We start from the raw sequence: 23,975 nt of genomic DNA, 5'->3' as shown, positions 1-23,975 counted from the left end.
CGCGAAGGCGGGAATCCAGGCCATCTCAGCCGCTTAATGGCGGAGTTTCCTAGATCCCCGCCTTCGCGCTACGGTATGCACACATCTTGGTCTAATGGACCGGAAAGGACCTTTCCGTCATTCCCGCGAAGGCGGGAATCCAGCCGTATTAGGCGCTTAGCGTCAACGTTCTGGATCCCAGCCTTCGCTGGGATGACGAAGAAAGACCCTTTCCAAGCAATGGCTTGGGAAATGTGTGCATACTTTAGCGCCTTCGCGGGGATGACGAATGCGAGGGGGAGGTTTCCTTTGTGCCCTTTGTGTCTTCGTGGTGAAAATCCTGCCCCACTCTGGCCACCCGCCAAGGGGTGCGCAACCGACTTTCTTTCCCCTGGTCATGAGGTATAGTCATGACCCATGGGCCTGCAACGACGCCTTCTCCCCTCCATCAGCGCGCTCTCGGCCTTCGAGGCGGCGGCGCGCACCGGCAGCTTCACCACAGCGGCCCAGGAACTGGCCCTGACTCAGGGCGCGATCAGCCGCCAGATCAAGGCCTTGGAGGACCAGCTCCGCACGCCGCTGTTCGTGCGCCGCGACCAGCGCGTGACCCTGACGCCGGCCGGCGAATCCTACGCCGTGGAGGTGCGGGAAGCGCTGCACCGCATCGGCTCGGCAACGCTGCGGGTCATGACCGCGCCTCAGGGCGGCGTGCTGAAGCTGGCGGTGCTGCCGACCTTCGGCACGCGCTGGCTGGTGCCGCGGCTGCCGGCGTTCCAGAAGGCGAACCCCCAGGTCATCATCCACTTCACGACGAAGATGGAGCCCTTCGACTTCCGGTCGGAGGATCTCGACGCCGCCATCCATTTCGGCGCCGCCGACTGGCCGGGTGCGGTCTGCGAGCGGCTGATGGAGGAGGAGGTCCTGCCGCTCTGCGCGCCCTCCTTCCTGGCCGCCCACCCGATCCGCGAACCCGCCGACCTCGTGGCCCTGCCGCTTCTGCACACCACCAGCCGGTCGGAGGCCTGGAAGGACTGGTTCGCCGCACAAGGCATCGAGCGGCACGAAGGGGCGGGGATGTTCTTCGAACAGTTCTCCACCACCGCCCAGGCGGCCATCACCGGGCTGGGCGTCGCGCTGCTGCCGACGTTGCTCGTCCAGGCGGAATTGCAGGACGGCGACCTTATCCCGGCGCTCCAGCTTCCATACCGCAACCCGGACCGTGCCTATCACCTCGTGCATCCCGCGCACCGGGCGCACCATCCGCCGCTGGTCGCCTTCCGGGAATGGCTGCTGGGGGAATGCTCGGCGGATATCACGGTGAAGTCGTCGCGTTGAAGGCGATTCACCACAAAGACACTAAGACACAAAGATTTTCACAAAGGACGTCCGCTCCGAAAGGCGCGAGTGACCCGCATCAGCACCCCTTTGTGACGTTCTTTGTGCCCTTTGTGCCTTTGTGGTGAAAATCCTTCCCGAACCAGCGCGCCTCACCGCTCGAATTTCGTCGCCATGATGATCGACGACGTCGTGCGCTCGATCCCGTCGATGGCGCCGATGCGGTCGATCAGGGCGTCCATGCCCTCCATGGTCTCGGTCCGGATCACCGCGATCAGGTCGTGGGCGCCGCTGATCGCGTGCAGGGCGCGGACCTCCGGGATGCGCTTCAACTCCTGCACCACGGCGGCGGTCAGCTTCGGCGACACGCTGATGGACACATGCGCGCGGATCAGCCGGCGCGCGACGTCGCTCGACAGCCGGATCGTGTAACCGGCGATCACCCCTTGCTCCTCCAGCCGCTGGATGCGGCTCTGCACCGTGCTGCGCGACACGCGCAGCCGGCGGGCCAGCGCGGCGGTGGGTTCCCGCGCGTTGTCCTGGAGGGCGTCGAGCAGGCGCTGGTCAAGGTCGTCCATCATTTCGCCGAACTACCCATCATTTTGCCGATCCAAACCGGGCAAATCGTCACTCCGCACACTGCACATCGACAGGTGGTTCGGTCAAGCTTGCGACAGAAGGACACACCCCAAGACGACACCAAGAGACGAGAGGGACAGGGACCATGCGCGACATCCTCCTGCTGGGCGGCGGCAAGATCGGCGAGACCATCTGCGACCTGCTGAAGGGAACCGGCGACTACCGGGTGACGGTCGCCGACCGGTCGGCCGACGCCCTGGATTGGCTGCCCGACCATCCGCGGGTGGAGAAGCGCGCGCTCGACGCGGCCGATCCCGCCGATCTGGCCGACGCCATGCGGGGCAAGTTCGCCGTGCTCAGCGCGCTGCCCTACCACCTGACCGTCGGCGTGGCGGAGGCGGCGCGGGCCGCCGGCACCCACTACCTGGACCTGACGGAGGACGTCGCCAGCACCCGCCGCGTCAAGGACTTGGCCGCCGACGCGCCCTGCGCCTTCATCCCGCAGTGCGGGCTGGCGCCGGGCTTCATCTCCATCGTCGCCCACGACGTGGCCTCGCGGTTCGAGACGCTGGACACCGTGCGCATGCGCGTCGGCGCCCTGCCCAAATACCCGTCCAACGCGCTCAACTACAACCTGACCTGGAGCACCGAGGGCGTCATCAACGAGTATCTGGAGCCCTGCGAGGCCATCGTCGAAGGCCGCCTGATCACCGTGCCGCCGCTGGAGGAGCGGGAGGAGTTCTCCCTCGACGGCGTCCTCTACGAGGCCTTCAACACCTCGGGCGGGCTCGGCACGCTATGCGAGACTCTGGCCGGCCGCGTGCGGACGCTGAACTACCGCTCCGTCCGCTATCCGGGGCACCGCGACCTCATGAAGGCGCTGCTGCATGACCTGCGGCTGGGCAGCCGGCGCGAGCTGCTGAAGGACATCCTGGAGCACTCGATCCCCGCGACCCTGCAGGACGTCGTGCTGATCTTCGTGACCGTGACCGGCACCAAGCGCGGCCGGCTGTTGCAGGAAACCTACGCCAACAAGATCTACGGCCGCGAAATCGACGGCAAATTCTACAACGGCATCCAGATCACCACCGCATCCGGCATCTGCGCCGTGCTCGACCTCCTGGCCACCGGCAAACTCCCCCAGCGCGGCTTCGTGAAGCAGGAGGACGTGTCCTACCCCGACTTCATCACCAACCGCTTCGGCCGCAATTATGCCCCGTCAGAAAATACCCCGTCGTCGCTGAGCCGCGCCGCCTGACCGCCGCGACCAAATCCCCTCCCTCGCCAAAGGCGGGGGAGGGTTAGGGAGGGGGCCCAACGCAAGCGCTCATCCACACAGCGCGACCTTGCTTCGCCCCCATCACTGGGTATAAAATCCTCTCCGCCAACGCCCAACCCACGCCCACCCGCGATGAAACACAACGCCCCGGAACGTTTCATAGCGTTTCACGGTGTTTCATCCATCACCGCCCGCGGGCCAGTTCCAGCACGGCGTCCGTCTCCGGCAGGGGCGGGCGTTCGCGGTCGGCGCCGCGGCGGCTCTTGTAGGTGCGGAAGGCGATGGTCATCCAGGTGCCGTGGAAGATCAGCCCGCACAGCAGGACGATCTGGCCCGGCACCGGTCCGATGGTGGCCCGCGCGAACAACTCGTCCAACGATTCCAGCGGCACCGGATGGATCATCAGCTTGCCCATGTAGGCGACGACCTGGATCAGGAAGATCCAGCCATAGTTCCGGCGCAGCCGCCGCCCGACCGCCTCCCAATAGGTGATGTGGAGGTGCGGCGACCGGTAATCCTGGAACAGCGTCTCGTTCCAGCGCTTCTCGAACTGGACGCCGTCGCCGCGCAGGATCGGGCCGATGAAGTACAGCTCCAGCACATGGGCCCGGATGCGCCAGAAATCGAAGAAGCGGTAGCGCCGCGCCTCGATGTACAGGAAGACCGCGACCAGAAGGCCCACCAGGACCAGCGGCAGCGGCGAGGCGGAGGCGCTGCTGAAGGCCAGCGACAGCGCGAGGCCGGTGGTGACCACCGCCCAATTGGTCGTGGCGTCCAGCCGCGTGCGCCAGACGGTGCTGCGGTAGATTTCGGCGCGGTAAAGGTGGGACAGGGCCGTCACCTCGGCCGCGTCGTAGGTCGTCTTGGGTCCGGTCGTTTTGGGTGTGCGTGCGGCGATGTCGTCCATAGCGGTGTCTCCCCCCGGTCTTGTTGCAGCGGGATCTCCCGGCCGGCGCCGGTGCCCCGTTCGCCGGATTCAACACCGGACGCGGGGCAAATGGCCGCGCGTTTCCGGATAAGGATGCTGCGGAACGCGGCATGGCGTAGTGTCAAAGGCCATGCCGCCCACCGCCGACACTCTGACTTTCCACGACCGGCCCGAGACGGTGCCGGCTGCGCCCGGCGCCTATGCGCTGCTGATCCTGCTGGAGGCGCCGCTCGCCCTCAGCCTGCCCGGCAAGCCGGCGGCGGTCCTGGCGCCGGGGCGCTACCTCTACGCCGGCAGCGCGCGCGGCCCGGGCGGCCTGCGGGCGCGGGTCGGCCGGCACTTCCGGCGGGAAAAGCCGCTGCGCTGGCACGTCGACCGGCTGACCACCGCCGGCCGGATGGCCGGGGCCTGGTGCGAGCCCGGCGGTGACGAGTGCGCCCTGGTCGCGGAACTGGCCGGGCTGCCCGTGCCGGTGCCGGGCTTCGGCAGCAGCGATTGCCGGGCCTGCGCCAGCCACCTGCTGGCCTGGCCGGAGGGGATGGCGCTCCCGTCACGCTTTTTGCCGCCGCATTTTTCATCCGGCTCCCCGACGATCCGGTGTATCAAAACGCCCGGTCCATAGGGCCCGGTCCGTAAGCGGGCCGGTCCGCCAGCGGGGTCGAGCGTCCGTCATGCTGTTCCACACCCAGTCCTTCGTGCTCGGCTTCCTGCCGGCCGTGCTGATCCTCTTCTACGCCGTGGCCCGGCGGGAGGCGGCGCGCGAGTGGGTGATGGTCGTGGCCTCCGTCGTCTTCTACGGCTGGTGGGACGTGCGCTTCGTGCCGCTGCTGCTGGGCCAGACGCTGGCGACCTGGGCACTGGCGCACTTGCACCGGCGCTGGTCCTTGCCCTGGATCGTGCCGGTGGGCGTGGCCGCCAACCTCGCCATCCTCGGTTACTTCAAGTACGCGAACTTTTTCCTCGACAGCCTGTCGGCCCTGCTGGGCCGGAACCTGCCGCACAGCGACGTGCTGCTGCCGATCGGCATCAGCTTCTTCACCTTCGAGCTGATCTCCTACCTGATCGACCTGCGGCGCGGGCGGGTGCCGACCTACCCGCTGCGGGGCTTCTGCCTGTTCGTCTTCTTCTTCCCGCACCTGGTCGCCGGCCCCATCGTCCGCCACAACGAGTTGATCCCCCAGCTCGCCGACGACCCGCTGCGCCCCGGCTTCGCGGAGCGGTTCGGCAAGGGACTGGCCCTGTTCATCCTGGGTTTCGCCAAGAAGGTCCTGCTGGCCGACCCGCTGGCCCGCGTCGCCGACCCCGTCTTCGCCCACGCGGGCAGCGCGGTACCGGGCCTGGGTGAGGCCTGGTCGGGGGCTCTGGCCTTCAGCTTCCAGCTCTACTTCGACTTCTCCGCCTACACGGAGATGGCGCTGGGCATCGCCCTGCTGTTCGGCATCCGCCTGCCGATGAACTTCGACGCCCCCTACAAGGCCGCGTCGGTGCGTGACTTCTGGCGGCGCTGGCACATGACGCTGTCCCGCTATCTGCGCGACTACCTCTACATCCCGCTGGGCGGCAGCCGGGCGGGCTTTGGCCGTTATATGATGGCCACGGTGGCGACCATGGGGCTCTGCGGCCTGTGGCACGGCGCGGCCTGGACCTTTGTGGCCTGGGGCCTGATGCACGGGGCCGGGCTGATCGCCTGTCACGTCTGGCAAGGGCTGAGGCGGCCCTTGCCGTTCCCGCTCGCCTGGGCGCTGACCATGCTGTTCGTGATCGTCGGCTGGGTGCTGTTCCGCGCGCCGGACTTCGCCACGGCGGGCCGGCTGCTGGCGGGCATGGCCGGGGAGGGCGGCATGGCGGGCGGGCTGGAGCGCCCGGCGCTGCTGGCCGCCGCGGCCGTCGTCGCGACCCTCGGCCCGACGAGCCTCGCCTTCGTGGACGACCTGCTGAAGCCCCGCCGCGCCGTGGCGGTGGCCTTCGCCGCGGTGGCCGTCGTCTGCCTGCTGGAGGTCGGCAAGGGCCAGCCTGTCAACTTCATCTACTTCCAGTTCTGAGGGCCCGCGATGACCCAACCCCAGGCCTGGACGGGCTTCGTGAAGACCCTGCTGCTGACCGCCGGCGGGCTGGTCGCCGCGCTGATGCTGTTCGTGCTGCTGGTCGACCCCTACGACAACGTGCCCTTCTCCCCGCCCATGGCGCGGCCGATGATGGACGACAACCAGCGCTTCCTCTATCCGGGGCTGGTGCGCCACGGGGCCTTCGACAGCGCGGTCTTCGGCACTTCGACCTCCCGCCTGCTGCAACCGGCGCACCTTGACGGGCTGTTCGGCGGGCGCTTCGCCAACCTCGCCATGAACAGCGCCACCGCGTGGGAGCAATACAAGATCGCCGACCTCTTCCTGCGCACGGTGCCGAGGCCGCGGACGGTCGTGGTCGGGCTGGATCGCGTGTGGTGCGAGTCTGATGCCGACAGCCAGCGCCTGACCTTCCGGCCCTTTCCGCCCTGGATGTACGACGACGATCCCTGGAACGACCTGCTCTACCTGCTGAACGGCAAGACGCTGGAGATCGCCGCCCGGCTGGTGGAATACCACCTCGGCCTCCGTCCGCCGCGGCTGGGACCCGATGGCTACGAGGTGTTCGTGCCGCCCGACAACCAGTGGAGCTGGGCCAAGGTCGAGGCCAAGATTTATGGCGGTCCGAAGCGCGCCATCCCGCCCGCCGAGCCGCCCTACCGCCCGACCGAGGCGGAGCGCCAGTCCTGGCGCTTCCCGGCCCTGGCCTGGCTCGACGAGCTGGTCGGCCGCGTGCCGCCCGGCGCGCAGCCCGTCCTGGCCTTCATGCCGGTCCATGTGGCCGCCATGCCGCAGCCGAGCTCGCCGCCGGCCGCGCGGGAGGAGGAGTGCAAGAGCCGCGTCGCCCGCATCGCCGCCGCCCACGGCGCGGCGCTGGTGGACTTCCGCTTCCCCTCGCGCATCACCAGCGAGGACACGAACTACTGGGACAGCCTCCATTACCGGGTCGGCATCGCCGATTGGATCGAGCGGTCCCTCGCCACCGCCGTGCGGGAGCGGCGGGACGATCCCGAGGGCGCCTGGCGCCTGCTGGTGGCACCCCCGGCGGAGGGGCCGCGGCGCGGCCCGGTCTCCTAAAGGATGGTCCCATCATTGTCGCCGCCCGGCATCGCGGCTCTCTCCTAAGCTTCAGGCCATACCGGCCTTGTCAAGGCATTGGGGAGGAGCGTGCATGCCCGACTGCATCGACTGTTCCGTCCAAGCGCACCATGCCGCGGCGTCCCAGCTGGAGCCCCTGCTGGAGCCGTTGCTCGACCTCGGTCTCCGGCAGCCTCTGGGGGCTTTGGTGGTCCTCATGTTCGCCCTGTATGCCCTGCTGGTCCTGGCGGGCCGGATTGCCGACCGGGTCGATCCGCTGCGGCCGGAATGGCGCCCCGCACCCATCCGGGTGCCGGCGCGGGACCGCGTCTGGCGCTTCCCGAACGGTCCGCGCGGGCGGATTTGAGGCGAATTGTTTGGTGCGCGCGCCTCCGGCGGGTATAGTCCCAGCAAATCGGGAGGCGGGCATGACGAAAACAACCCATAACCGCCGGGCGGTGCTCAAGGGGTTCGGTGCCGCGGCCGCGCTGCTCGCCGCACCGCCGGCCCTGGGGACTCCTCCCCTGGGTGTCGGCGTCCTGTATGGCGGGAGCCGCACCGATTTCGGCTATAACCAAGCCCATGCGGAGGCCGCGCGCGCCCTCGCCGCGCTGCCCGACGTGCGGCTGGAGGAGCGGGAGAACGCCGCGGGCACCCTCGCCACCGCCGTGGAGGATATGGTCGGCGGCCGGGGCTGCCGGGTCGTGCTGGTCACGGCGCCCGGCGACGCGCTTCCCGGTCTTCTCGCCCAGGCCGACGCCAACCGCGACACGGCCTTCCTCCTCTGCGGCTCCCCCACGGACGCGGAGCGGGCGCCGGTCAACGTCGGCTTCTTCGAAGGCTATCTCGACGAGGCCCAGCACATCGCCGGCATCGTCGCCGGCTACGCCAGCCGCGCCAAGGCCATCGGGATCGTGGCGTCGCACCCGGCGCCGTCGGTCCTGCGCTGCGTGAACGCCTTCGCGCTGGGCGCCCGGCGGGCCGACCCCGCGGTCGCGGTGCGCGTCGCCTTCGTCGGCGAGGGGGCGTCGCCCCTGTCCGTGGCGGAGGCCGCACGGGCGCTCGCTGCCGGCGGCGCCGACGTGCTGGCCGCCCAGATCGAGGAGCCGCGCCCGGTCTGCGAAGTGGCGGAGGCGTCCGGCCTCCTGTGCTGCGGCGTCCATGTCGACCTGTCCAGCGCCGCGCCGCAGGGGTTCCTGACCGGGGCCGAGTGGTCCTGGGGCCGCTGCTGGGCAGAAACCGTGACGCTGATCGCCGGCGGCAAGCCCTGGAGGCACCTGCGCCAAGGCGGCTTCGACCGCGGCTTCGTCCGCAACACCGCCTATGGCCCGGCGGTCGGGGTGGAGGCGCGGGCGCACGCCGACGCGGCGCGCATGCAGCTCGCCAACGGCAACGCCGCCGTGTTCCGCGGGCCGATCCTGGACAACACCGGGCGCACCGTTCTGCCGAAGGGCAAGGTCCTGCGCGGCTCCGACCCGGCGCTGGACCGCATGTTCTGGCTCGCCGAAGGGGTGAGCGAGATCGCGCTGTAAGCGCTTATGCCTGGTCGTCGCCGGGCCAGCCGCAGGCGGCGAGCGCGTCCCGCATGTGGGACGGCGGCGGGGCCACCGCGACCACCGGCGGCCGGTCGAAGGACAGCGTGAAGGCGACGGACCGCGCCAGCAGGTGCAGGTTGCCCGGTGGCAGGCGCTCTGGGCCGTAGTAAGGCTCCCCCACCAGCGGGCAGTCGATGGCGGCGCAGTGGACGCGGATCTGGTGGGTGCGGCCGGTGCGCGGCTTCAGTTCCAGCCAGGCCCGCCCGCCGCCGGTGCCCAGCACGCGGTAGTCGGTAACCGCCGGCTGCCCGTCGGGGTGCGTCACGATGTTCCAGGCGCCGGGAATGACCAGCTTCAGCAGCGGGTGATCGATGGTCCCCGCGGACTCCTCCGGAATGCCGTCGCTGACCGCCCAGTAGGTCTTCTCCACATGCCCGGCGGCGAACATGTCGCCGAGCCTCTTCAGCGCCCAGGGCGAGCGGCCGAGCACGAGGCAGCCCGCCGTGTCGCGGTCCAGCCGGTGGGCCAGCCGCGGCGGCACGCCGTCCTCCCCGGCCAGGAAGGGCAGGTAGAGGTCGAGATGGTCGGTGATCCGCCCGGCCTTGTGCACGGCCAGCCCGGCCGGCTTGTCGATCACGAAGAGGTCGGGGTCCTCGTGCAGGATGCGGGCGCGCAGGGTCTCGGGCGTGAAGGTGTCGCTCATGCCGCGCAGGCAAGCACACCCGTGCGGGATGCGGCAAGCGCGATGCGGGCGGGGTGCGAGGGAATGAAACGCCGTGAAACGCTATGAAACATGAACGACGATGGTGTTTCATGGCGGCGCCCTCCCGAATCCTGTAGGTTTCTTATCCTACAGGATTCGGGAGCATGAGGCAACAGGGCGGGGGCGTGGAACCTCCGCCGCCCGCACCTTGTTCCCGGATCGGGGTTTGGACCGAGTGGGCGCCCCCGACTCTTTCGAGTTCCCGAATCGGGTGTGACCCATGGGCAGACTCGACCGGCCGCACGCCGCGGTCCATGATCTCAAGCTGAAGGCTTTTCGCGAAAGGAACGGCCATGGGGGAGCGGGCCAAGGGGGAGCGGGATAATCTTCCGGCGCAGCAACGGTCGTCGCAGGCCGACGTCGACGCCTTCCTTCGCCAGGTCGCGGCGATTCCGCGGACGGCCACCGGCGCCCGTGGCCGGCTGATGTTCGCGATGGACGCGACCGCCAGCCGCGAGCCCACCTGGGACCGCGCCTGCCAGATCCAGGGCGAGATGTTCCAGGCGACCTCGACGCTTGGCGGGCTCGACATCCAGCTCGTCTACTACCGCGGTTTCCGCGAATGCCAGGCGAGCCCCTGGATCGGCAATTCGCAGGATCTGTTGCGGAGGATGACCGCGGTGTCCTGCATGGCCGGCCAGACGCAGATCGGCCGCGTGCTGACCCACTGCATCAAGCAGACCCGGACGAAGAAGGTGAACGCGCTGGTCTTCGTCGGCGACTGCATGGAGGAGGACATCGACCATCTCGCCCACCAGGCGGGCGAACTGGGGCTGCTCGGCGTTCCGGTCTTCATCTTCCACGAGCGCGGCGACCTGATCGCCAAGCGCGCCTTCCAGACCATCGCGCGGCTGTCCGGCGGCGCCTACTGCCCCTTCGACGGATCGTCCGCGCAGCAGTTGAAGGATCTGCTGAGCGCCGTCGCGGTCTACGCGGCCGGGGGCCGGGCGGCGCTGGAGCATTACAGCCGCGGACGGGGCGAGGCGGTGCGGCTGCTTTCCAGCCAAGTGGGTTCAGGGCAGCCGGGGAGCCAGCCCCATGCATGACACGGCCACGCGTTGAAGAGGGCAGGGCGGGATGTTTGGGTACTTTCTCCTGGGCATCGCGCTGGTGGTCGGCTTCTACATCCTGGCCCGCGTCTTCATGTCCGCCGACCCGCGCACGCTCGCCAACACGGTGCGCTATGGCGGCATGGCGCTGGGGGTCATCGTCATCGTCTTCCTGACGCTGACGGGCCGGCTCGGCACCGCGCTGATGCTGGGGGCGGTCGCCTTTCCGCTGTTCACGCGCTGGCGGATGCTCCGCGACACCCTGTATTCCGGGCATAGCCCGGCGGGTGGGCAGACCTCCAAGGTCGAGACGCTGTACCTGCGCATGACCCTGTTCCACGACAGCGGCGCCATGGCGGGGGAGGTTCTGCACGGCCCCTGGCGCGGGCGGACGCTCGACAGCCTGACCATCGAGCAGCTGATGGCGCTGCTGGGCGATTGCCGGCGCGACGACCCGCAATCGGCGACGGTGCTGGAAGCCTGGCTCGACCGGACCCATCCCGATTGGCAGGGGCGCGGCGGGGAGGGAACGGCCGGAGCGTCCGGTGCCGGCGACGGAGGGGCGGGCGCCCGCGGAGGCCCTGGGGGCCAGCAGAGCGGTCCCATGACCCGCGAGGAGGCCTATGACATTTTGGGGCTGTCGCCGGGGGCGACCCCCGAACAGGTGAAGGACGCTCACCGTCGACTGATGATGAAAGTGCACCCGGATCATGGGGGGTCAACCTATTTGGCCGCCAAGATCAACCAAGCGAAGGATTTGCTGCTGCGCAACTAGCCAAATGCCGGTCCTCAGAAGGGTCTGTTGCGCCTCTGGTATAGCTGTGGCAGAAAGCTTCGCGAGCGTTTTGCGACTGCGCAAAGTGGCTCCATATTCGAAGTATTTCCTCAAGCAACTGTAAGAGAACTTCAATGCCAAAACCCGTGCGCAAGGTGGTGTTTCCCGTTGCCGGCCTCGGCACGCGCTTCCTGCCGGCGACCAAGGCGATTCCGAAGGAGATGCTGCCGCTGGTCGACCGTCCGCTCTTGCAGCACGCCGTGGAAGAGGCGCGGGCCGCCGGCATCGAGGACTTCGTGTTCGTCACCGGCCGCAGCAAGCGCGCCATCGAGGACCACTTCGACGCCGACACCGAACTGAACCGCACGCTGGAGGAGCGCGGCAAGGCCGACGCCCTGGAGGTGGTGCGCGACAGCGAGATCGCGCCGGGCCGCTGCTTCTACACCCGCCAGCAGGTGCCGCTCGGCCTCGGCCACGCGGTGTGGTGCGCGCGCGCGGTGATCGGGGACGAGCCCTTCGCCATCGTCCTGCCCGACGACTTCGTGCAGGCCGACACGCCCTGCCTGAAGCAGATGGTCGAGGCCTACAACGAGGTCGGCGGCAACATCGTCGCCGTCGTCGACGTGCCGCGCGAGCGGACCAGCAGCTACGGCATCCTGGACGTGGAGAAGGACGACGGCCGCCTGGCGACGGTGCGCGGGCTGGTGGAGAAGCCCAAGCCGGAGGAGGCGCCCTCGACGCTGTCGATCATCGGCCGCTACATCCTGCAGCCGGAGGTGTTCGACCACCTGGAAAAGCAGCAGCGCGGTGCGGGCAACGAGATCCAGCTGACCGACGCGATGGCCAAGCTGATCGGCAACCAGCCCTTCCACGGCCTGCGCTTCGAGGGCACCCGCTTCGACTGCGGCGACAAGGTCGGCTTCATCGAGGCCACGCTGGCCCACGCGCTGAAGCGGCCGGACATGGCTGGCAAGGTCCGCGATATGCTTCGGAAGTACTGCTGAAACACGAAAGTGGTATGATCCGCACGCCCGCCGTTCCCGTTAACCCCGGGGCGGCGGGCGACGCATGCCGGGGCCACGCCGTTCACGGAAGCTGAACACAGCGGTTGAACACAACCGGCACTGCGGATTGCGGCAACGAGGGATCCCTATGCGTATTGCGATGATCGGCACAGGTTACGTCGGGCTGGTGTCCGGGGCCTGCTTTTCGGAATTCGGCGTCCACGTCTGCTGCGTCGACAAGGACGCGGGCAAGATCGAGCGCCTGAAGCGCGGCGAGATCCCGATCTACGAGCCGGGGCTGGACGACTTGGTGGCGCGCAACGTCGCCGCGGGCCGCCTGTCCTTCACCATGGACCTGAAGGAGGCCATGCAGGGCGTCGACGCCGTGTTCATCGCCGTGGGCACGCCGTCCCGCCGCGGCGACGGCCACGCCGACCTCTCCTACGTCTACGGCGCCGCCGAGGAGATCGCCGCCAACCTCGACCACTACACCGTGGTCGTCACCAAGTCGACCGTGCCGGTCGGCACCGGCCGCGAGGTGGAGGCGATCATCCGCCGCGTCCGTCCCGACGCCGACTTCGACGTGGCGAGCAACCCGGAGTTCCTGCGCGAAGGCTCGGCCATCGGCGACTTCATGCGCCCGGATCGCGTCGTCATCGGCGCCACTTCCGATCGGGCGGGCGAGGTGATGCGCCGGCTCTACCGGCCGCTCTACCTGATTGAGACGCCGATCGTGGTGACCTCGCTGGAGACGGCGGAGCTGACGAAATACGCGGCCAACACCTTCCTGGCGGCCAAGATCACCTTCATCAACGAGATCGCCGACCTGTGCGAGAAGGTCGGCGCGGACGTGCACGACGTCGCCCGCGGCATCGGGCTGGACGGGCGCATCGGCAAGAAGTTCCTGCACCCCGGCCCGGGCTACGGCGGCTCCTGCTTCCCCAAGGACACGCTGGCGCTGGTCCGCACCGCGCAGCAGGTGGGCAGCCCCTTGCGCATCATCGAGACGGTGGTGGACATCAACGACAAGCGCAAGAAGCAGATGGCCGAGCGCATCATCGCCGCCTGCGGCGGGGTGGTGGACGGCAAGACCATCGGCGTGCTGGGCGTCACCTTCAAGCCCAACACCGACGACATGCGCGACGCGCCCTCGCTGGACATCATCCCGGCCTTGCAGGCGGCCGGTGCCCACGTGCGCGCCTTCGATCCGGCGGGCATGGAGGAGGCCGGGAAGCTGCTGCCCGGCGTGGAGTGGACGAAGGACGCCTACGCCGCGCTGGACGGCGCCGACTGCATCGCCATCCTGACGGAATGGAACGAGTTCCGCGCGCTGGATCTGAAGCGGGTCAAGACGCTGCTGAAGCGGCCGGTCATGATCGACCTGCGCAACATCTACAACCCCGGCGACATGGCGAAGGCCGGCTTCAGCTACAGCTCCATCGGCCGCCCGTCGCAGCCGATCGCCGGCTGACGGCGTCCGGGACCGGCCCGCGCAGGGCCGGTCAACCGCGCGCCGAGGCGGAGGCGGGGCGTCGGGCCGGCTTCGTCTCCTCCTCCGCCGCGGCGGGCTTGCGGAAGGTGCTGAATTCCGGGATGCGGTTCACCGCGAGACCGTTCAGCCGGCAGGGCGCCAGATCCATGAGGTGGAAGCCGCCCTTGCGCGGAAAGCGGGCCTCCACCCGCTCCCGCGCCTCGCGCTCGGTGTCGGCGATCAGCACATAGCGGCGGATGCCGGTCCAGGACCGGTGGCTTGGCCGGTCCTGGAGGGGCGAGTCGGCCGGCGTGTGGCGGACCGCCGCTTCCCAGAAGCGCCCCGCGCGGGGTTCGATGCGGTCGAAGACGTAGTAGCGCACGACCGGCCCGTCACGCCGCTTGTCCAGTTCCAGCAGGGCGGCCTGCATCTCCTGCTCCGCCTTGGCGACGCGCTTTTCCGATTCGGCGTGCTGGTGGGCCAGCTGGGCGTAGACGGTCGCGATCTCCGCCACCTCCTTCGTCGCGTCGTCCACCTTGACCTTGATCCTGTCCTGGTTCGACCGCATGGCCGCGAGCTGGCGCCGCCAGTAGCGGTTGGAAATCACCGACAGGACCATCAGCCCGAGGCTGAGATACAGCATCATGCCGGTCATGCCGGCTCCCCCGCGCCGCCGTCCTGCGAGGGCGCGAGCGCCAGCGGAAGGACCGGGGTGGGCAGGACGCCGTTCTTCGCGGTGAAGGTGGTGCGTACCAGCGCGAAGGCCTGCTCCGACGTGGGCGTCCAGACGTGGGCGACGTTGCGGTAGTCCCAGATCTGGCGGGAGAAGATCACGTCGCGCCGCTCGATGGTTCCGAAATTCTCCTGGACCGCGAGCTGCGACCAGAAGACGGCCGTCCCGTCGCCGTCGCCCAGCTCGTGCACCAGCTCGACCTTGGTGAATTCCAGGGCCTTGATCTCCGACAGGGCCTTCTGGCGGCGGCCGGTGCATTCGGTCAGCCGGGCCTGCAGCGCGGTCAGGTCGGTCTGCTTCTGGTCGGTCTTCCGCTTCCACTCCGTCAAGGCGAGCTTCTTCTTGTCGTGCAGGCGGTGCATCATCGTTTCGCGCGCCTTCTCGGCGCTGATCTGGCCGACGTCGATGACGATCGACAGGCCGAGCGCCGCGGCGCTGGTGATCAGCAGAAGCATGCCCAGGAACTCGGCCGATATGACCATTTGTGTACCCGCGGTTGCAGCGGTGCCTCGCTTCACACATGAGGACTGAGTCCGGCCCTCTTGGCATTGCGGCATTCCGTCGCAGGCTCCTGTGGGGGCTGTTCAGATCATGCGCGGAGTCCGCAAAAATATTGCGTCCGGTCCGCGGGCCGTCGGCGAACGGCCGTGGAACGCGGAGCGTCCGGCCAAAGTGTCGCAGCGTGAAGCCTGTCGTGCACGTCCGGGGGCGGAGCCCATCCCTCCGCTCCCGGATGCACCGCACCGCGGCCTGGGACGCCGTGGCGATTTCCGTCCTGCGGCGGTAGAGTCGACGCGATGGTCCGACCCCATTGCCCAGGGGGCCGACCGAACGGAGGAAGCATGCTTGAGCTGTTGGAACGCGAGGACGCGCTGGAGACGGTCCGCCGGACCTTTCCGGTGGCGTCGAGCGCCTACGCGATGCCGGCCGGGCGCACCGGGCTGGTGATCATCGACGAGGTGCAGGGCTTCGCCGGCGTCGGCTGCGGCCCGCTCGCCCCTCCGGCGCCGAACGAGCAGGTGACCCGCATGATCGCGGAGACCGACCGGCTCGCCCGCCGCTTCGTGCAGGCCCAATGGCCGATCTGCGCCTCGCTCGACAGCCACGACCCGGCCAAGCCGGAGCCGCCCTATCCGCCGCACTGCCTCGCCGGCACGGGCCACGACGAGCTGGTGCCGGAACTGAAGTGGCTGGAGTCGGAGCCGGTCGCGACCCTGATCGCCAAGGATTGCATCAACTTCATGGTCGGTGCGACGGAGGTGGACGCGACGGGCACCGCCGGGCGCAACCGGCTGCTGGACTGGATCAACGGCAACCGGCTGGAGTCGGTGGTCACCGTCGGCATCTGCACGGACATCTGCGTGATGGACTTCGTGCTGACGCTTCTGTCCGCCCGCAACCACGGCATGGCGCCGACGCTGAAGGACATCGTGGTGTATGAGCCCGGCTGCGCCACCTACGACCTGCCGCTGGAGGTCGCTCGGTCCCTCGGCCTTCCGGACACGGCGGCGCATCCGCAGGGGCCGGCCCACCACATGGGGCTGTACATGATGGCCTCCCGCGGGGCGATCCTGTCGGACGACCTGCGCTGATCCAGGCGCGCCTTCCGCTTGTCGTTGACCTGGGTTTTGAACGCCGAGTCGTCGGTTGATGGATGAGGGCCGATGGACGAGCGGTATCTGAGGGCGCTCCGCAACAAGCTGGTCAAGCACCAGCAATGGCTGGCGCGCGACCCCAGCATGAAGGGGCGCTGCGCGGACCTCAGCTTCCACAACCTGTCGCGGCTGGGCCTGAACCGCATCAACCTCAGCGGCGCGAAGCTCAGCGGCGCCAACCTCTCCGCCGCGCGGCTGGCCGGGGCGGAGCTGTCGAACACCGACCTGTTCGCCGCCGACCTGTCCAAGGCCGACCTGACCGGCGCGTCCCTGATCGCCGCCGACCTGCGCGGGGCGCGGGTGGAGGGCGCCACGCTGACCGGTGCGAACCTGCGCGGCGCCGACCTGCGCCAGGGCATGATGCTGGGAGCGGACGAGCGGAAGCCCGCCGGCAACGCCGACGGCAGCACGACCTTCATCGGGTCGAAAATGGCGCGCGCGATCCTGGTCGAGGCCCGCATGGCGCAGTGCGACTTCTCCGGCTGCGACCTGGAGGGGGCGGATTTCTCCAATGGCGACCTGTCCGGGGCGGTCCTGATCGGGGCGAACCTGGTCGGCGCGGTGATGGAGCGCGCCGCGCTCGACGGGGTGCTGCTGTGCGGCGCCCGCCTGGACGAAGGGCTGCGCCAGCGGCTGGAACGGCGGGGAATCGACGTGGACGGCACCGGGCTGATCAGCCCGGCCGGGCGGCTGGCCGACGCCATCTCGGCCCACCAGCTCTGGGTCGAGCGCAGCGGCGGGACCGGGGTGCGGCTGGAGATGCAGCGCATCGACCTGCGCGGCTACAACTTCGCCAACCAGCTTCTGGCCGGCAGCGTGATGCGCTTCTGCGGGTTGCGCGGGGCCGACTTCTCCGGGGCGAAGCTGGTCATGGCGGACCTGTCCTACTGCGACCTCCGGGAGGCGGACTTCACCAGCGCCGACCTGTCCGGCTGCAACCTGCGTGGCTCCAACCTCGCCGGCGCCAAGCTGTGGAGGGCCAAGCTGCGCCCCGTGGATCTGGCCGGCGACGGAAGCCGGCTGTGGCCGACCAACCTCGCGGAGGCCAGCCTGACCGGCGCCGACCTGCGCGACACCAGCCTCGCCCGCGCGATCCTGCACGGCGCCGACCTGACGCGCATCCGCGCGACGGTGGACACCCTGCGCGGCGCCGACCTGTCCTTCGCCACCGCGGTGGAGCCGCTTTACGTGTAGGGGATCAGGCGGTCACCGCGATGCGCCCGGCGACGATGGCGCGCCGCGCCGCCTCGGCCGCCTCCAGCATGGCCGGAGTGAGCAGCGAGCGGTTGTTCTCGTCCACCGCGTAGTCAACGCCGCCTTCGGCCAGCCCCAGCGCGCGGAGGCCGGGTGCCCAGGTCCCGGCCCGGCCCGCCTGGAAGGCGCTCTCCACCGCCAGATCGACGCGCTTCAGCATGGAGGTCAGGATGCGGCCGGGGTAGAGGTGATTCTGGTTGCTGTCGACCCCGATCGCCAGCCGTCCCGCGTCGTTGGTCGCGGCGAAGATGCCGAAGTTGGACACGCCCGCCCCGGCGAACACCACGTCGGCGCCGCGCTGGAACTGCGCCTTCGCCACCTCTGCCCCGGTCGTCGGGTCGTTGAAGGCGGCCGGCGTCGTGCCGACGAAGTTGACCAGCACGGTGGCGTCCGGCCGGGCGTGGCGCGCGCCCTGCTCGAACCCGGCGATGAACTTGCGGATCAAGGGGATGTCGAGCGCCCCGATGAATCCGACCGTCCCGGATTGCGACGCCAGAGCCGCCAGCACCCCGACGAGGAAGGAGCCCTCCTGCTCCTTGAAGGTCACCGACTGCACGTTCGCGGCCTCCACCACCGCGTCCACGATGGTGAAGCGGACGGTAGGGTGCTTCGGCGCCAGCTTCGCCAGCGGCGCGGCGTAGTAGAAGCCGATCGTCGCAAGGTCCGTCACCCCGCGCCGCAGCAGGGACGTCACCGCCTGGTCGAACTGCGCGGTGCCGGCCGGCAGGTATTCCAGGTAGGGCACGCCGCTGGCCGCTTTGAAGCGCTCCGCCCCAGCCAGCGCGCCTTCGTTGAAGCTCTTGTCGAACTTCTGCCCCACGGCGTAGACGAGCCCCGGCGTGAAGCCTTGTGCGCGGGTTGGCAGAGAGAAGGATACGAGGCCGGCGGCGCCCAGCGCGAGGACGGAGCGGCGGTCGGGCAGGGTCATCTTGCGGGTTCCGGCGTTCGGGTTTGCAGGACCAGCGCCGCGTGCCGTGCCCGCAGCGGCGCCAGGGTGGGGGAGGGTGCGGCCGATGGCCGCTCGATCAGGCGCGCGTCGGCGCGCCCGGTTTCGGCGAGAGCCGCGCCGGGAAACGTCGCCACGGCGCGGCCGAGGGCCGCGGTGAAGTCGGCGTCGGACAGGCCGCTGAAGGGCCGCCCGTCGGCGCCGCGCAGGTTGAGGAACAGCATCGTGTCCCCGAAGGCGGTGTAACCCCCGCCAAGCCCGTCCTCGACCGCCGCCGCGGCCAGGAAGAAGCGCTGGGCGTGGTCCGGAGTCAGCGTGCCGCCGGGAAAGCAGACCAGAAAGCGGACCAGCGCGTAGCCGGTCGCCCCGTCCGCGCTGGCGAAATCGGCGACCAGAACGCTGTCCTGGTCCAGCACCCAGGCCAGCGCCGCGGCGAGTCGGTCGGCCGGTCCGTCCCCCAGGGTGACCGCCATGTGCAGCGACGGGTTGGTGCGCCGCTGGTAGCCGCCCATGCGCAGATCGGTCGCGGCCCCGGCCAAGTCTATGCCGCCGTCCCGCAGCACGGCTGGCACAATCTCGTCGCGCGCCCGTTCGGTCAGGCGCTGGCGGGCCTCGTAGGGCAAGTCGGCGGGAACGTCGTCGGTCACCGCCTCGAAAAACAGATGCTGCGCCACCGCCTGGGCCAGCGCCGGCGCGGCGGGAACGAGCAGGGCGAGGAGCAGAATCAGGCGGGCCAGGAGGGGCAAGGACGCGGTGCTCGGCGGGCGGGAGGGACGCCGCCACTGTAACCGGAAGTCGCTGCATGACGCATAGGGCAATTGCGTAACCCATGCGTCTGGACGCCCTGCCCGGGATCTGTGATAGCATGGTGGGCAAGAGGCCGGTTCCGGCGCGCAGTCGCCCCGGGGCACGGTTCGCCACACGGGGGAGGAACGTCATGACCGGCACGTGGTCGCTGCAGGGGAAAACGCTGTTCATCACCGGCGCCAGCCGGGGCATCGGCAAAGCCATCGCGTTGCGCGCCGCGCGCGACGGGGCCAGCATCGCCATCGCCGCCAAGACCGCGGAGCCGCACCCCAAGCTGCCCGGCACCATCTATTCCGCCGCGGAGGAGATCGAGGCCGCGGGCGGCAAGGCTCTCCCCATCCTCTGCGACATCCGGGACGAGGCCCAGGTGGCCGACGCGGTCGCGAAGACGGTGCAGGCCTTCGGCGGCATCGACATCCTGGTCAACAACGCCAGCGCCATCAGCCTGACCGGCACGCTGGAGACGCCGATGAAGCGCTGGGACCTGATGATGGGCGTCAACGGGCGGGGAACCTTCGCCTGCTCCCAGGCCTGCCTGCCGCACCTGCTGAAGGCGGACAACCCGCACATCCTGACCCTGTCGCCGCCGCTGAACCTGAGCCCGCGCTGGTTCCAGCACCACACCGCCTACACCATCGCCAAATACGCCATGAGCCTGTGCACGCTGGGCATGAGCGCCGAGTTCCGCGGCCGGGTGGCGGTGAACTCCCTGTGGCCGCGGACCATCATCGGCACGGCCGCCGTCGCCATGCTGAAGGGGGCCGCCGAGTTCGAGAACTGCCGCAAGCCCGACATCCTGGCCGACGCCGCCCACGCCATTCTGACCCGGGACGCCAAGACCACCACCGGCCACTTCTTCATCGACGACGAGGTGCTGGCGGAGGAGGGCATCACCAACCTGGATCAATACGCCGTGCAGCCGGGCGCGGAGTTGGCGGCGGACATCTTTTTGGATTGAGAGTGGGGGGTATGGCGCCCCCTCAATGCGCCTCGTCCCAGTTGTCGCCGATGCCGGCTTCGGCGACCAGGGGGACGCCGAGGGTGGCGGCGCCTTCCATGACCTCCCGCACCAGCTTTGCGGCGGCTTCCGCCTTGGCCTCGGGCACCTCGAACAGCAGTTCGTCGTGGACCTGGAGGAGCATGCGGACGTCGTCGAAGCCGGCGTCCTTCAGGGCGGCGGGGACGCGGGCCATGGCGCGCTTCATGATGTCGGCCGCGGTGCCCTGGATGGGGGCGTTGGTGGCCTGGCGCTCGGCGAAGGCGCGGCGGGCGGCGTTCTTCTCGTGGATGCCCGGGATGTAGCAGCGCCGGCCGAACAGGGTCACCACATGGCCGTGCTGCCGGGCGAAGGCCTTGGTCGCCTCCATCCAGACCTTCAGCTCGTGGAAGCGCTCGAAATAGGCCTTGATGAAGGCGTTGGCCTCGCCCGGCATGATGCCGAGCTGCCGGCCGAGCCCGAAGCCGGAGATGCCGTAGATGATGCCGAAGTTGATCGCCTTGGCCTTGCGCCGGATCTCAGAGGTCATCTGGTCGAGCGGCACGCCGAAGACCTGGGACGCGGTCGCCGCGTGAATGTCGATGCCGTCCTGGAAGGCCTGTTTCAGCGCGGCGATGTTCGCCATCTCCGCGACCAGCCGCAGCTCGATCTGCGAATAGTCGACGGAGATCAGCTTGTGGCCGGGGGCGGCGACGAAGGCGCGGCGGATCTTGCGCCCTTCCTCCGTGCGGACGGGGATGTTCTGCAGGTTCGGGTCGGTCGAGGACAGGCGGCCGGTGTTGGTCACCGCCATGGCGAAGGCGGTGTGCACCCGCTCCGTGCCCTCCACGATCTGGGCCTGGAGCGCGTCGGTGTAGGTGCTCTTCAGCTTGGCCAGCTGGCGCCAGTCCAGCACCCGCTGGGCGATGGTGTGACCCTGCTCCGCCAATTCCTCCAGCACGCTCGAATCGGTGGAATAGGCGCCGGTCTTGCCCTTCTTGCCGGTGCCGAGCTTCAGCTCGTCGAACAGGATCTCGCCGAGCTGCTTGGGCGAGCCGATGTTGAAGCTGCGGTTGGCGAGCTTGTGGACCTCCGTCTCGATCTCCGCCAGCCGGATGGCGAGGTCCTGGGACAGGCGGGCGAGTGCGGCGCGGTCCACGCGGATGCCGCAGGATTCCATATCGGCGATGACCGGGACCAGCGGGCGTTCCAGCGTCTCGTAGACGGTGACCATGCGGTCGTCGACGAGGCGCGGCTTCAGCACCCGCCACAGGCGCAGCGTGATGTCCGCGTCCTCCGCCGCGTAGGCCAGGGCCTTGTCCAGAGGCACGCGGTCGAAGGTGATCTTCGCCTTGCCGGTGCCGCAGACCTCCGCGTAGGAGATCGGGCGGTAGGCGAGGTGCAGCTCCGCCAGCTCGTCCATGCCGTGGCCGTGGGCGCCGCCCTCCAGCACGTAGGAGATCAGCATGCTGTCGTCCACCGGCGCCACGCGGACGCCGTGCCGGGCGAACAGCTGGTGGTCGAACTTGAAGTTGTGGCCGATCTTCAGGACCGACGGGTCTTCCAGAACGTCCTTCAGCGCCGCCATGACGTCGGCGACGGGGATCTGCGGCGGCGCCTCCGCCGTGTCGAAGGACAGCTCGCCCGCGGCGGCGGCCCCGGCGGCCTTGTGGGCCAGCGGGATGTAGCAGGCCAGCCCCGGCTCCGTCGCCAGCGAGATGCCGACCAGCGTCGCGGTGGCGGGCGTCAGACTGTCCGTCTCCGTGTCCACGGCCAGGATGCCGGTGGCGCGGGCGCGCTCCACCCAGGCGGCCAGCGCGCCGAGGTCCTGGACCAGCTCGTAGCGCTTCTCCACGTCGGTCGGCGGGGCGGGGCGGCTGCGCGCCTCGCCCGCGGGGGCCGGGGTCGGCGTTGCCGTCGTCGGCGCAGGGGCAGGGGAGGCACCGGCGCCGTCGGCGATGGTGCCGTCCTTGCGCATCTCCGCCTCGACCCGGCCGACGATGGTGCGGAAGCCCTGAGCCTTCAGGAAGTCGATCAGCTTCTGGTGGTCGGGCTCGCGGACGCGCAGCTCCTCCAGCGGCTTCGGCGGCGGGGCGTGGTCGTCCAGCAGGACGAGGCGGCGGGAGATCCGCGCCTGCTCCGCGTAGTCGATCAGCTTCTGCCGGCGGGCCGGCTGCTTGATCTCCCCGGCGCGCGCCAGCAGGGATTCCAGGTCGCCGTACTCGGTGATCAGCTGGGCCGCGGTCTTCACGCCGATGCCCGGCACGCCCGGCACGTTGTCCACACTGTCGCCGGCCAGAGCCTGCACGTCCACCACCTTGTCGGGGGCGACGCCGAACTTCTCGAACACCTCGTCGGGGCCGATCGGCTTGTTCTTCAGCGGGTCGAGCATCCGCACGCCCGGCCGCACCAGCTGCATCATGTCCTTGTCCGAGGACACGATGGTCACCTCGCGCCCGGCCTCAACCGCGAGGCGCGCGTAGGTGGCGATCAGGTCGTCGGCCTCGTACCCCTCCAGCTCCAGGCAGGGCAGGCAGAAGGCCTCCGTCGCCTCCCGGATCAGGGCGAACTGGGGCTTCAGTTCCTCCGGCGGCTCCGGCCGGTGGGCCTTGTAGTCGGGGTAGAAGTCGTTGCGGAAGTTCAGCCGCTTGGAGTCGAAGACCACCGCCACCGCCGAGGCCTTCAGGTCCGCCAGCAGCTTCAGCAGCATGTTGGAGAAGCCCAACACCGCGTTCACCGGCGTTCCATCCGGCCGGTTCAGCATCGGCAGGGCGTGGAAGGCCCGGAAGATGAAGCCCGACCCGTCCACGAGGTACAGGCCGCTGCCGTCCCCGGCGGGGGCGGGCGCTGGCGTGTCGGTCGCTTCGGTCGTCTGGTCGGCGGTCTTTTCGTCGGCGGTCTTTTCGTCGGCGGTCTTTTCGTCGGACATGGCGCGGTCTCTTCCCTTTGGGGCGCTACCATGGCCGAAGGCGCGCCGAGAGTCGAGGGGGCGCCGCCGGGCGGATTTCGGCGCGCGGAATGAAACACCGTGAAACGCTATGAAACATGAAACGCGGTGATGTCGCATTGGGCGGATCTCGCCCGTTTGTGACTTTGATCCTAGCGGATTTGGTGGTGGGACGCAACCGGAGCGGTGGGGAACCACAGAGACACGGAGACACAGAGATCGATGCGGAGGGGGGCCGGGTGGGGTGGTGAGCCGCTGGTGGGGGAGGGGCGGGAAAAATCCCTCTGTGTCTCCGTGTCTCTGTGGTTAATCGTCCGCGGAGCGCGTGATGCGCAAGAGATTTCACCACCAAGGCACCAAGATCAGGCGCGCTGGTCTCAAGCGCGGCGCGGGCGCCGAGGAGGTGGCGGTAATGCTTCGAAAGAGAATGACTTGATGGAGGAAAGTAACATGACTCGCGCTGCGCGTATTTATGTTTGACAGGGCAACGCTCACATTCTAGCGTGTGCATGCACAAGCATCCGTGCGCGAGTATCTGAGTATGCAAGATCCCTCACAGGGCGTGGGGGCGAAGACGAAAAGAAATGGCTGCGGCAATGACCGAACAGAGTGTGACGGTGAGCATCGCCACCTATGAGCAGCAAAAAGCACGGCTGATGGCGATGGCACGTGGCGAGCATAAGCCCGCGCCGGGCGAGCTGAAGATCTGGTTTTCGTCAATTGAGATTTTTGGTCAGGCTCTCACCATAGAGAATGGGATTTTGTCAGAACTGATTGCGACAAAGCCAGCATTCCGGGGTGTTGCGCCATAACATGGCTT

The 23,975-nt window shown here is 69.1% G+C and carries 23 protein-coding genes; 15 read left to right on the top strand and 8 right to left on the bottom strand.

Annotation, left to right across the window (positions count from 1 at the left end):
* The first annotated feature begins 396 nt into the window (after nucleotides 1-396).
* Entirely contained in the window at nucleotides 397-1,314 is a 918-nt protein-coding gene (gcvA, locus tag J2851_RS23500; protein ID WP_209769262.1) for a transcriptional regulator GcvA, read from the top strand.
* Nucleotides 1,315-1,466: 152 nt separating this feature from the next.
* On the opposite strand, the gene J2851_RS23495 is transcribed toward gcvA, so the two are convergent.
* Nucleotides 1,467-1,895 (bottom strand): Lrp/AsnC family transcriptional regulator, encoded by a 429-nt coding sequence (locus J2851_RS23495; protein ID WP_209769261.1) that lies wholly within the window; start codon nucleotides 1,893-1,895, stop codon nucleotides 1,467-1,469.
* 143 nt (nucleotides 1,896-2,038) lie between these two features.
* On the opposite strand from J2851_RS23495, the gene J2851_RS23490 reads away from it, so the two are divergent.
* Nucleotides 2,039-3,151 carry a saccharopine dehydrogenase family protein gene (locus J2851_RS23490; RefSeq protein WP_209769259.1) on the top strand — a complete coding sequence of 371 codons (1,113 nt, stop codon included), beginning with the start codon at nucleotides 2,039-2,041 and terminating at the stop codon, nucleotides 3,149-3,151.
* Between the two features lie 205 nt (nucleotides 3,152-3,356).
* On the opposite strand, the gene J2851_RS23485 is transcribed toward J2851_RS23490, so the two are convergent.
* Nucleotides 3,357-4,079, bottom strand: coding sequence for a DUF2270 domain-containing protein (locus tag J2851_RS23485; protein ID WP_209769258.1), 723 nt, complete (start codon nucleotides 4,077-4,079; stop codon nucleotides 3,357-3,359).
* Between the two features lie 151 nt (nucleotides 4,080-4,230).
* On the opposite strand from J2851_RS23485, the gene J2851_RS23480 reads away from it, so the two are divergent.
* The 5 genes from J2851_RS23480 (at nucleotide 4,231) to J2851_RS23460 (ending at nucleotide 8,772) form a co-directional block, all read left to right on the top strand.
* Nucleotides 4,231-4,722 carry a GIY-YIG nuclease family protein gene (locus J2851_RS23480; RefSeq protein ID WP_209769256.1) on the top strand — a complete coding sequence of 164 codons (492 nt, stop codon included), beginning with the start codon at nucleotides 4,231-4,233 and terminating at the stop codon, nucleotides 4,720-4,722.
* Nucleotides 4,723-4,771: 49 nt separating this feature from the next.
* Complete coding sequence (locus tag J2851_RS23475) at nucleotides 4,772-6,142, top strand: MBOAT family O-acyltransferase (RefSeq protein WP_209769254.1); 1,371 nt, start codon at nucleotides 4,772-4,774, stop codon at nucleotides 6,140-6,142.
* Between the two features lie 9 nt (nucleotides 6,143-6,151).
* Nucleotides 6,152-7,240 carry a hypothetical protein gene (locus J2851_RS23470; RefSeq protein WP_209769252.1) on the top strand — a complete coding sequence of 363 codons (1,089 nt, stop codon included), beginning with the start codon at nucleotides 6,152-6,154 and terminating at the stop codon, nucleotides 7,238-7,240.
* Nucleotides 7,241-7,334: 94 nt separating this feature from the next.
* Nucleotides 7,335-7,607, top strand: a complete 273-nt coding sequence (locus J2851_RS23465) for a hypothetical protein (RefSeq protein ID WP_209769251.1) — start codon at nucleotides 7,335-7,337, stop codon at nucleotides 7,605-7,607.
* Between the two features lie 61 nt (nucleotides 7,608-7,668).
* The gene (locus J2851_RS23460; protein WP_209769250.1) at nucleotides 7,669-8,772 is read left to right on the top strand and encodes a BMP family ABC transporter substrate-binding protein; all 1,104 of its coding nucleotides are present in this window, start codon (nucleotides 7,669-7,671) and stop codon (nucleotides 8,770-8,772) included.
* A 4-nt stretch (nucleotides 8,773-8,776) separates the two neighbouring features.
* Here the strand turns inward: J2851_RS23460 and J2851_RS23455 are convergent, their stop codons facing one another.
* Nucleotides 8,777-9,478 carry an RluA family pseudouridine synthase gene (locus J2851_RS23455; protein ID WP_209769249.1) on the bottom strand — a complete coding sequence of 234 codons (702 nt, stop codon included), beginning with the start codon at nucleotides 9,476-9,478 and terminating at the stop codon, nucleotides 8,777-8,779.
* A gap of 353 nt (nucleotides 9,479-9,831) precedes the next feature.
* Between J2851_RS23455 and J2851_RS23450 the strand changes: the two genes are divergently transcribed.
* The 4 genes from J2851_RS23450 (at nucleotide 9,832) to J2851_RS23435 (ending at nucleotide 13,837) form a co-directional block, all read left to right on the top strand.
* On the top strand, nucleotides 9,832-10,584 hold the full coding sequence (locus tag J2851_RS23450; protein WP_209769248.1) for a VWA domain-containing protein: 753 nt from the start codon (nucleotides 9,832-9,834) through the stop codon (nucleotides 10,582-10,584).
* Nucleotides 10,585-10,615: 31 nt separating this feature from the next.
* Nucleotides 10,616-11,362, top strand: coding sequence for a DnaJ domain-containing protein (locus J2851_RS35925; RefSeq protein ID WP_246500875.1), 747 nt, complete (start codon nucleotides 10,616-10,618; stop codon nucleotides 11,360-11,362).
* Nucleotides 11,363-11,496: 134 nt separating this feature from the next.
* The gene (galU, locus tag J2851_RS23440) at nucleotides 11,497-12,366 is read left to right on the top strand and encodes a UTP--glucose-1-phosphate uridylyltransferase GalU (protein ID WP_209769247.1); all 870 of its coding nucleotides are present in this window, start codon (nucleotides 11,497-11,499) and stop codon (nucleotides 12,364-12,366) included.
* A gap of 148 nt (nucleotides 12,367-12,514) precedes the next feature.
* Nucleotides 12,515-13,837 (top strand): UDP-glucose dehydrogenase family protein, encoded by a 1,323-nt coding sequence (locus tag J2851_RS23435; protein ID WP_209769246.1) that lies wholly within the window; start codon nucleotides 12,515-12,517, stop codon nucleotides 13,835-13,837.
* Between the two features lie 31 nt (nucleotides 13,838-13,868).
* Here the strand turns inward: J2851_RS23435 and J2851_RS23430 are convergent, their stop codons facing one another.
* Both J2851_RS23430 and J2851_RS23425 read right to left on the bottom strand, forming a co-directional pair.
* Nucleotides 13,869-14,492 carry a hypothetical protein gene (locus J2851_RS23430; protein WP_209769245.1) on the bottom strand — a complete coding sequence of 208 codons (624 nt, stop codon included), beginning with the start codon at nucleotides 14,490-14,492 and terminating at the stop codon, nucleotides 13,869-13,871.
* A complete protein-coding gene (locus J2851_RS23425; protein ID WP_209769243.1) occupies nucleotides 14,489-15,052 on the bottom strand; it encodes a hypothetical protein in 564 nt (187 codons plus the stop codon). Before J2851_RS23425 ends, J2851_RS23430 begins: the two co-directional genes overlap by 4 nt.
* 360 nt (nucleotides 15,053-15,412) lie before the next feature.
* On the opposite strand from J2851_RS23425, the gene J2851_RS23420 reads away from it, so the two are divergent.
* Together J2851_RS23420 and J2851_RS23415 are read left to right on the top strand one after the other, a co-directional pair.
* Complete coding sequence (locus tag J2851_RS23420; protein ID WP_209769241.1) at nucleotides 15,413-16,162, top strand: isochorismatase family protein; 750 nt, start codon at nucleotides 15,413-15,415, stop codon at nucleotides 16,160-16,162.
* Nucleotides 16,163-16,234: 72 nt separating this feature from the next.
* Nucleotides 16,235-17,419 carry a pentapeptide repeat-containing protein gene (locus tag J2851_RS23415; protein ID WP_209769239.1) on the top strand — a complete coding sequence of 395 codons (1,185 nt, stop codon included), beginning with the start codon at nucleotides 16,235-16,237 and terminating at the stop codon, nucleotides 17,417-17,419.
* 4 nt (nucleotides 17,420-17,423) lie between these two features.
* On the opposite strand, the gene J2851_RS23410 is transcribed toward J2851_RS23415, so the two are convergent.
* Nucleotides 17,424-18,407: a BMP family lipoprotein gene (locus J2851_RS23410; RefSeq protein ID WP_209769237.1), complete on the bottom strand. Its 984-nt coding sequence runs from the start codon at nucleotides 18,405-18,407 to the stop codon at nucleotides 17,424-17,426.
* Nucleotides 18,404-19,171, bottom strand: coding sequence for a hypothetical protein (locus tag J2851_RS23405; protein WP_246500874.1), 768 nt, complete (start codon nucleotides 19,169-19,171; stop codon nucleotides 18,404-18,406). The genes J2851_RS23410 and J2851_RS23405 overlap by 4 nt, the downstream gene beginning before the upstream one ends.
* 191 nt (nucleotides 19,172-19,362) lie before the next feature.
* Here J2851_RS23405 and J2851_RS23400 point away from each other — a divergent pair, with 191 nt between their 5' ends.
* A complete protein-coding gene (locus J2851_RS23400) occupies nucleotides 19,363-20,190 on the top strand; it encodes an SDR family oxidoreductase (protein WP_209769236.1) in 828 nt (275 codons plus the stop codon).
* Between the two features lie 22 nt (nucleotides 20,191-20,212).
* On the opposite strand, the gene polA is transcribed toward J2851_RS23400, so the two are convergent.
* Nucleotides 20,213-23,137, bottom strand: coding sequence for a DNA polymerase I (gene polA / locus J2851_RS23395; RefSeq protein WP_246500873.1), 2,925 nt, complete (start codon nucleotides 23,135-23,137; stop codon nucleotides 20,213-20,215).
* 635 nt (nucleotides 23,138-23,772) lie between these two features.
* Here polA and J2851_RS23390 point away from each other — a divergent pair.
* Nucleotides 23,773-23,967, top strand: a complete 195-nt coding sequence (locus tag J2851_RS23390) for a hypothetical protein (RefSeq protein ID WP_209769235.1) — start codon at nucleotides 23,773-23,775, stop codon at nucleotides 23,965-23,967.
* Nucleotides 23,968-23,975 lie beyond the last annotated feature (8 nt).

Origin of the sequence: Azospirillum rugosum (assembly GCF_017876155.1) — a bacterium.
Classification (GTDB): Bacteria; Pseudomonadota; Alphaproteobacteria; order Azospirillales; family Azospirillaceae; genus Azospirillum; species Azospirillum rugosum.
This window is presented reverse-complemented; position numbering and strand designations above follow the sequence as displayed.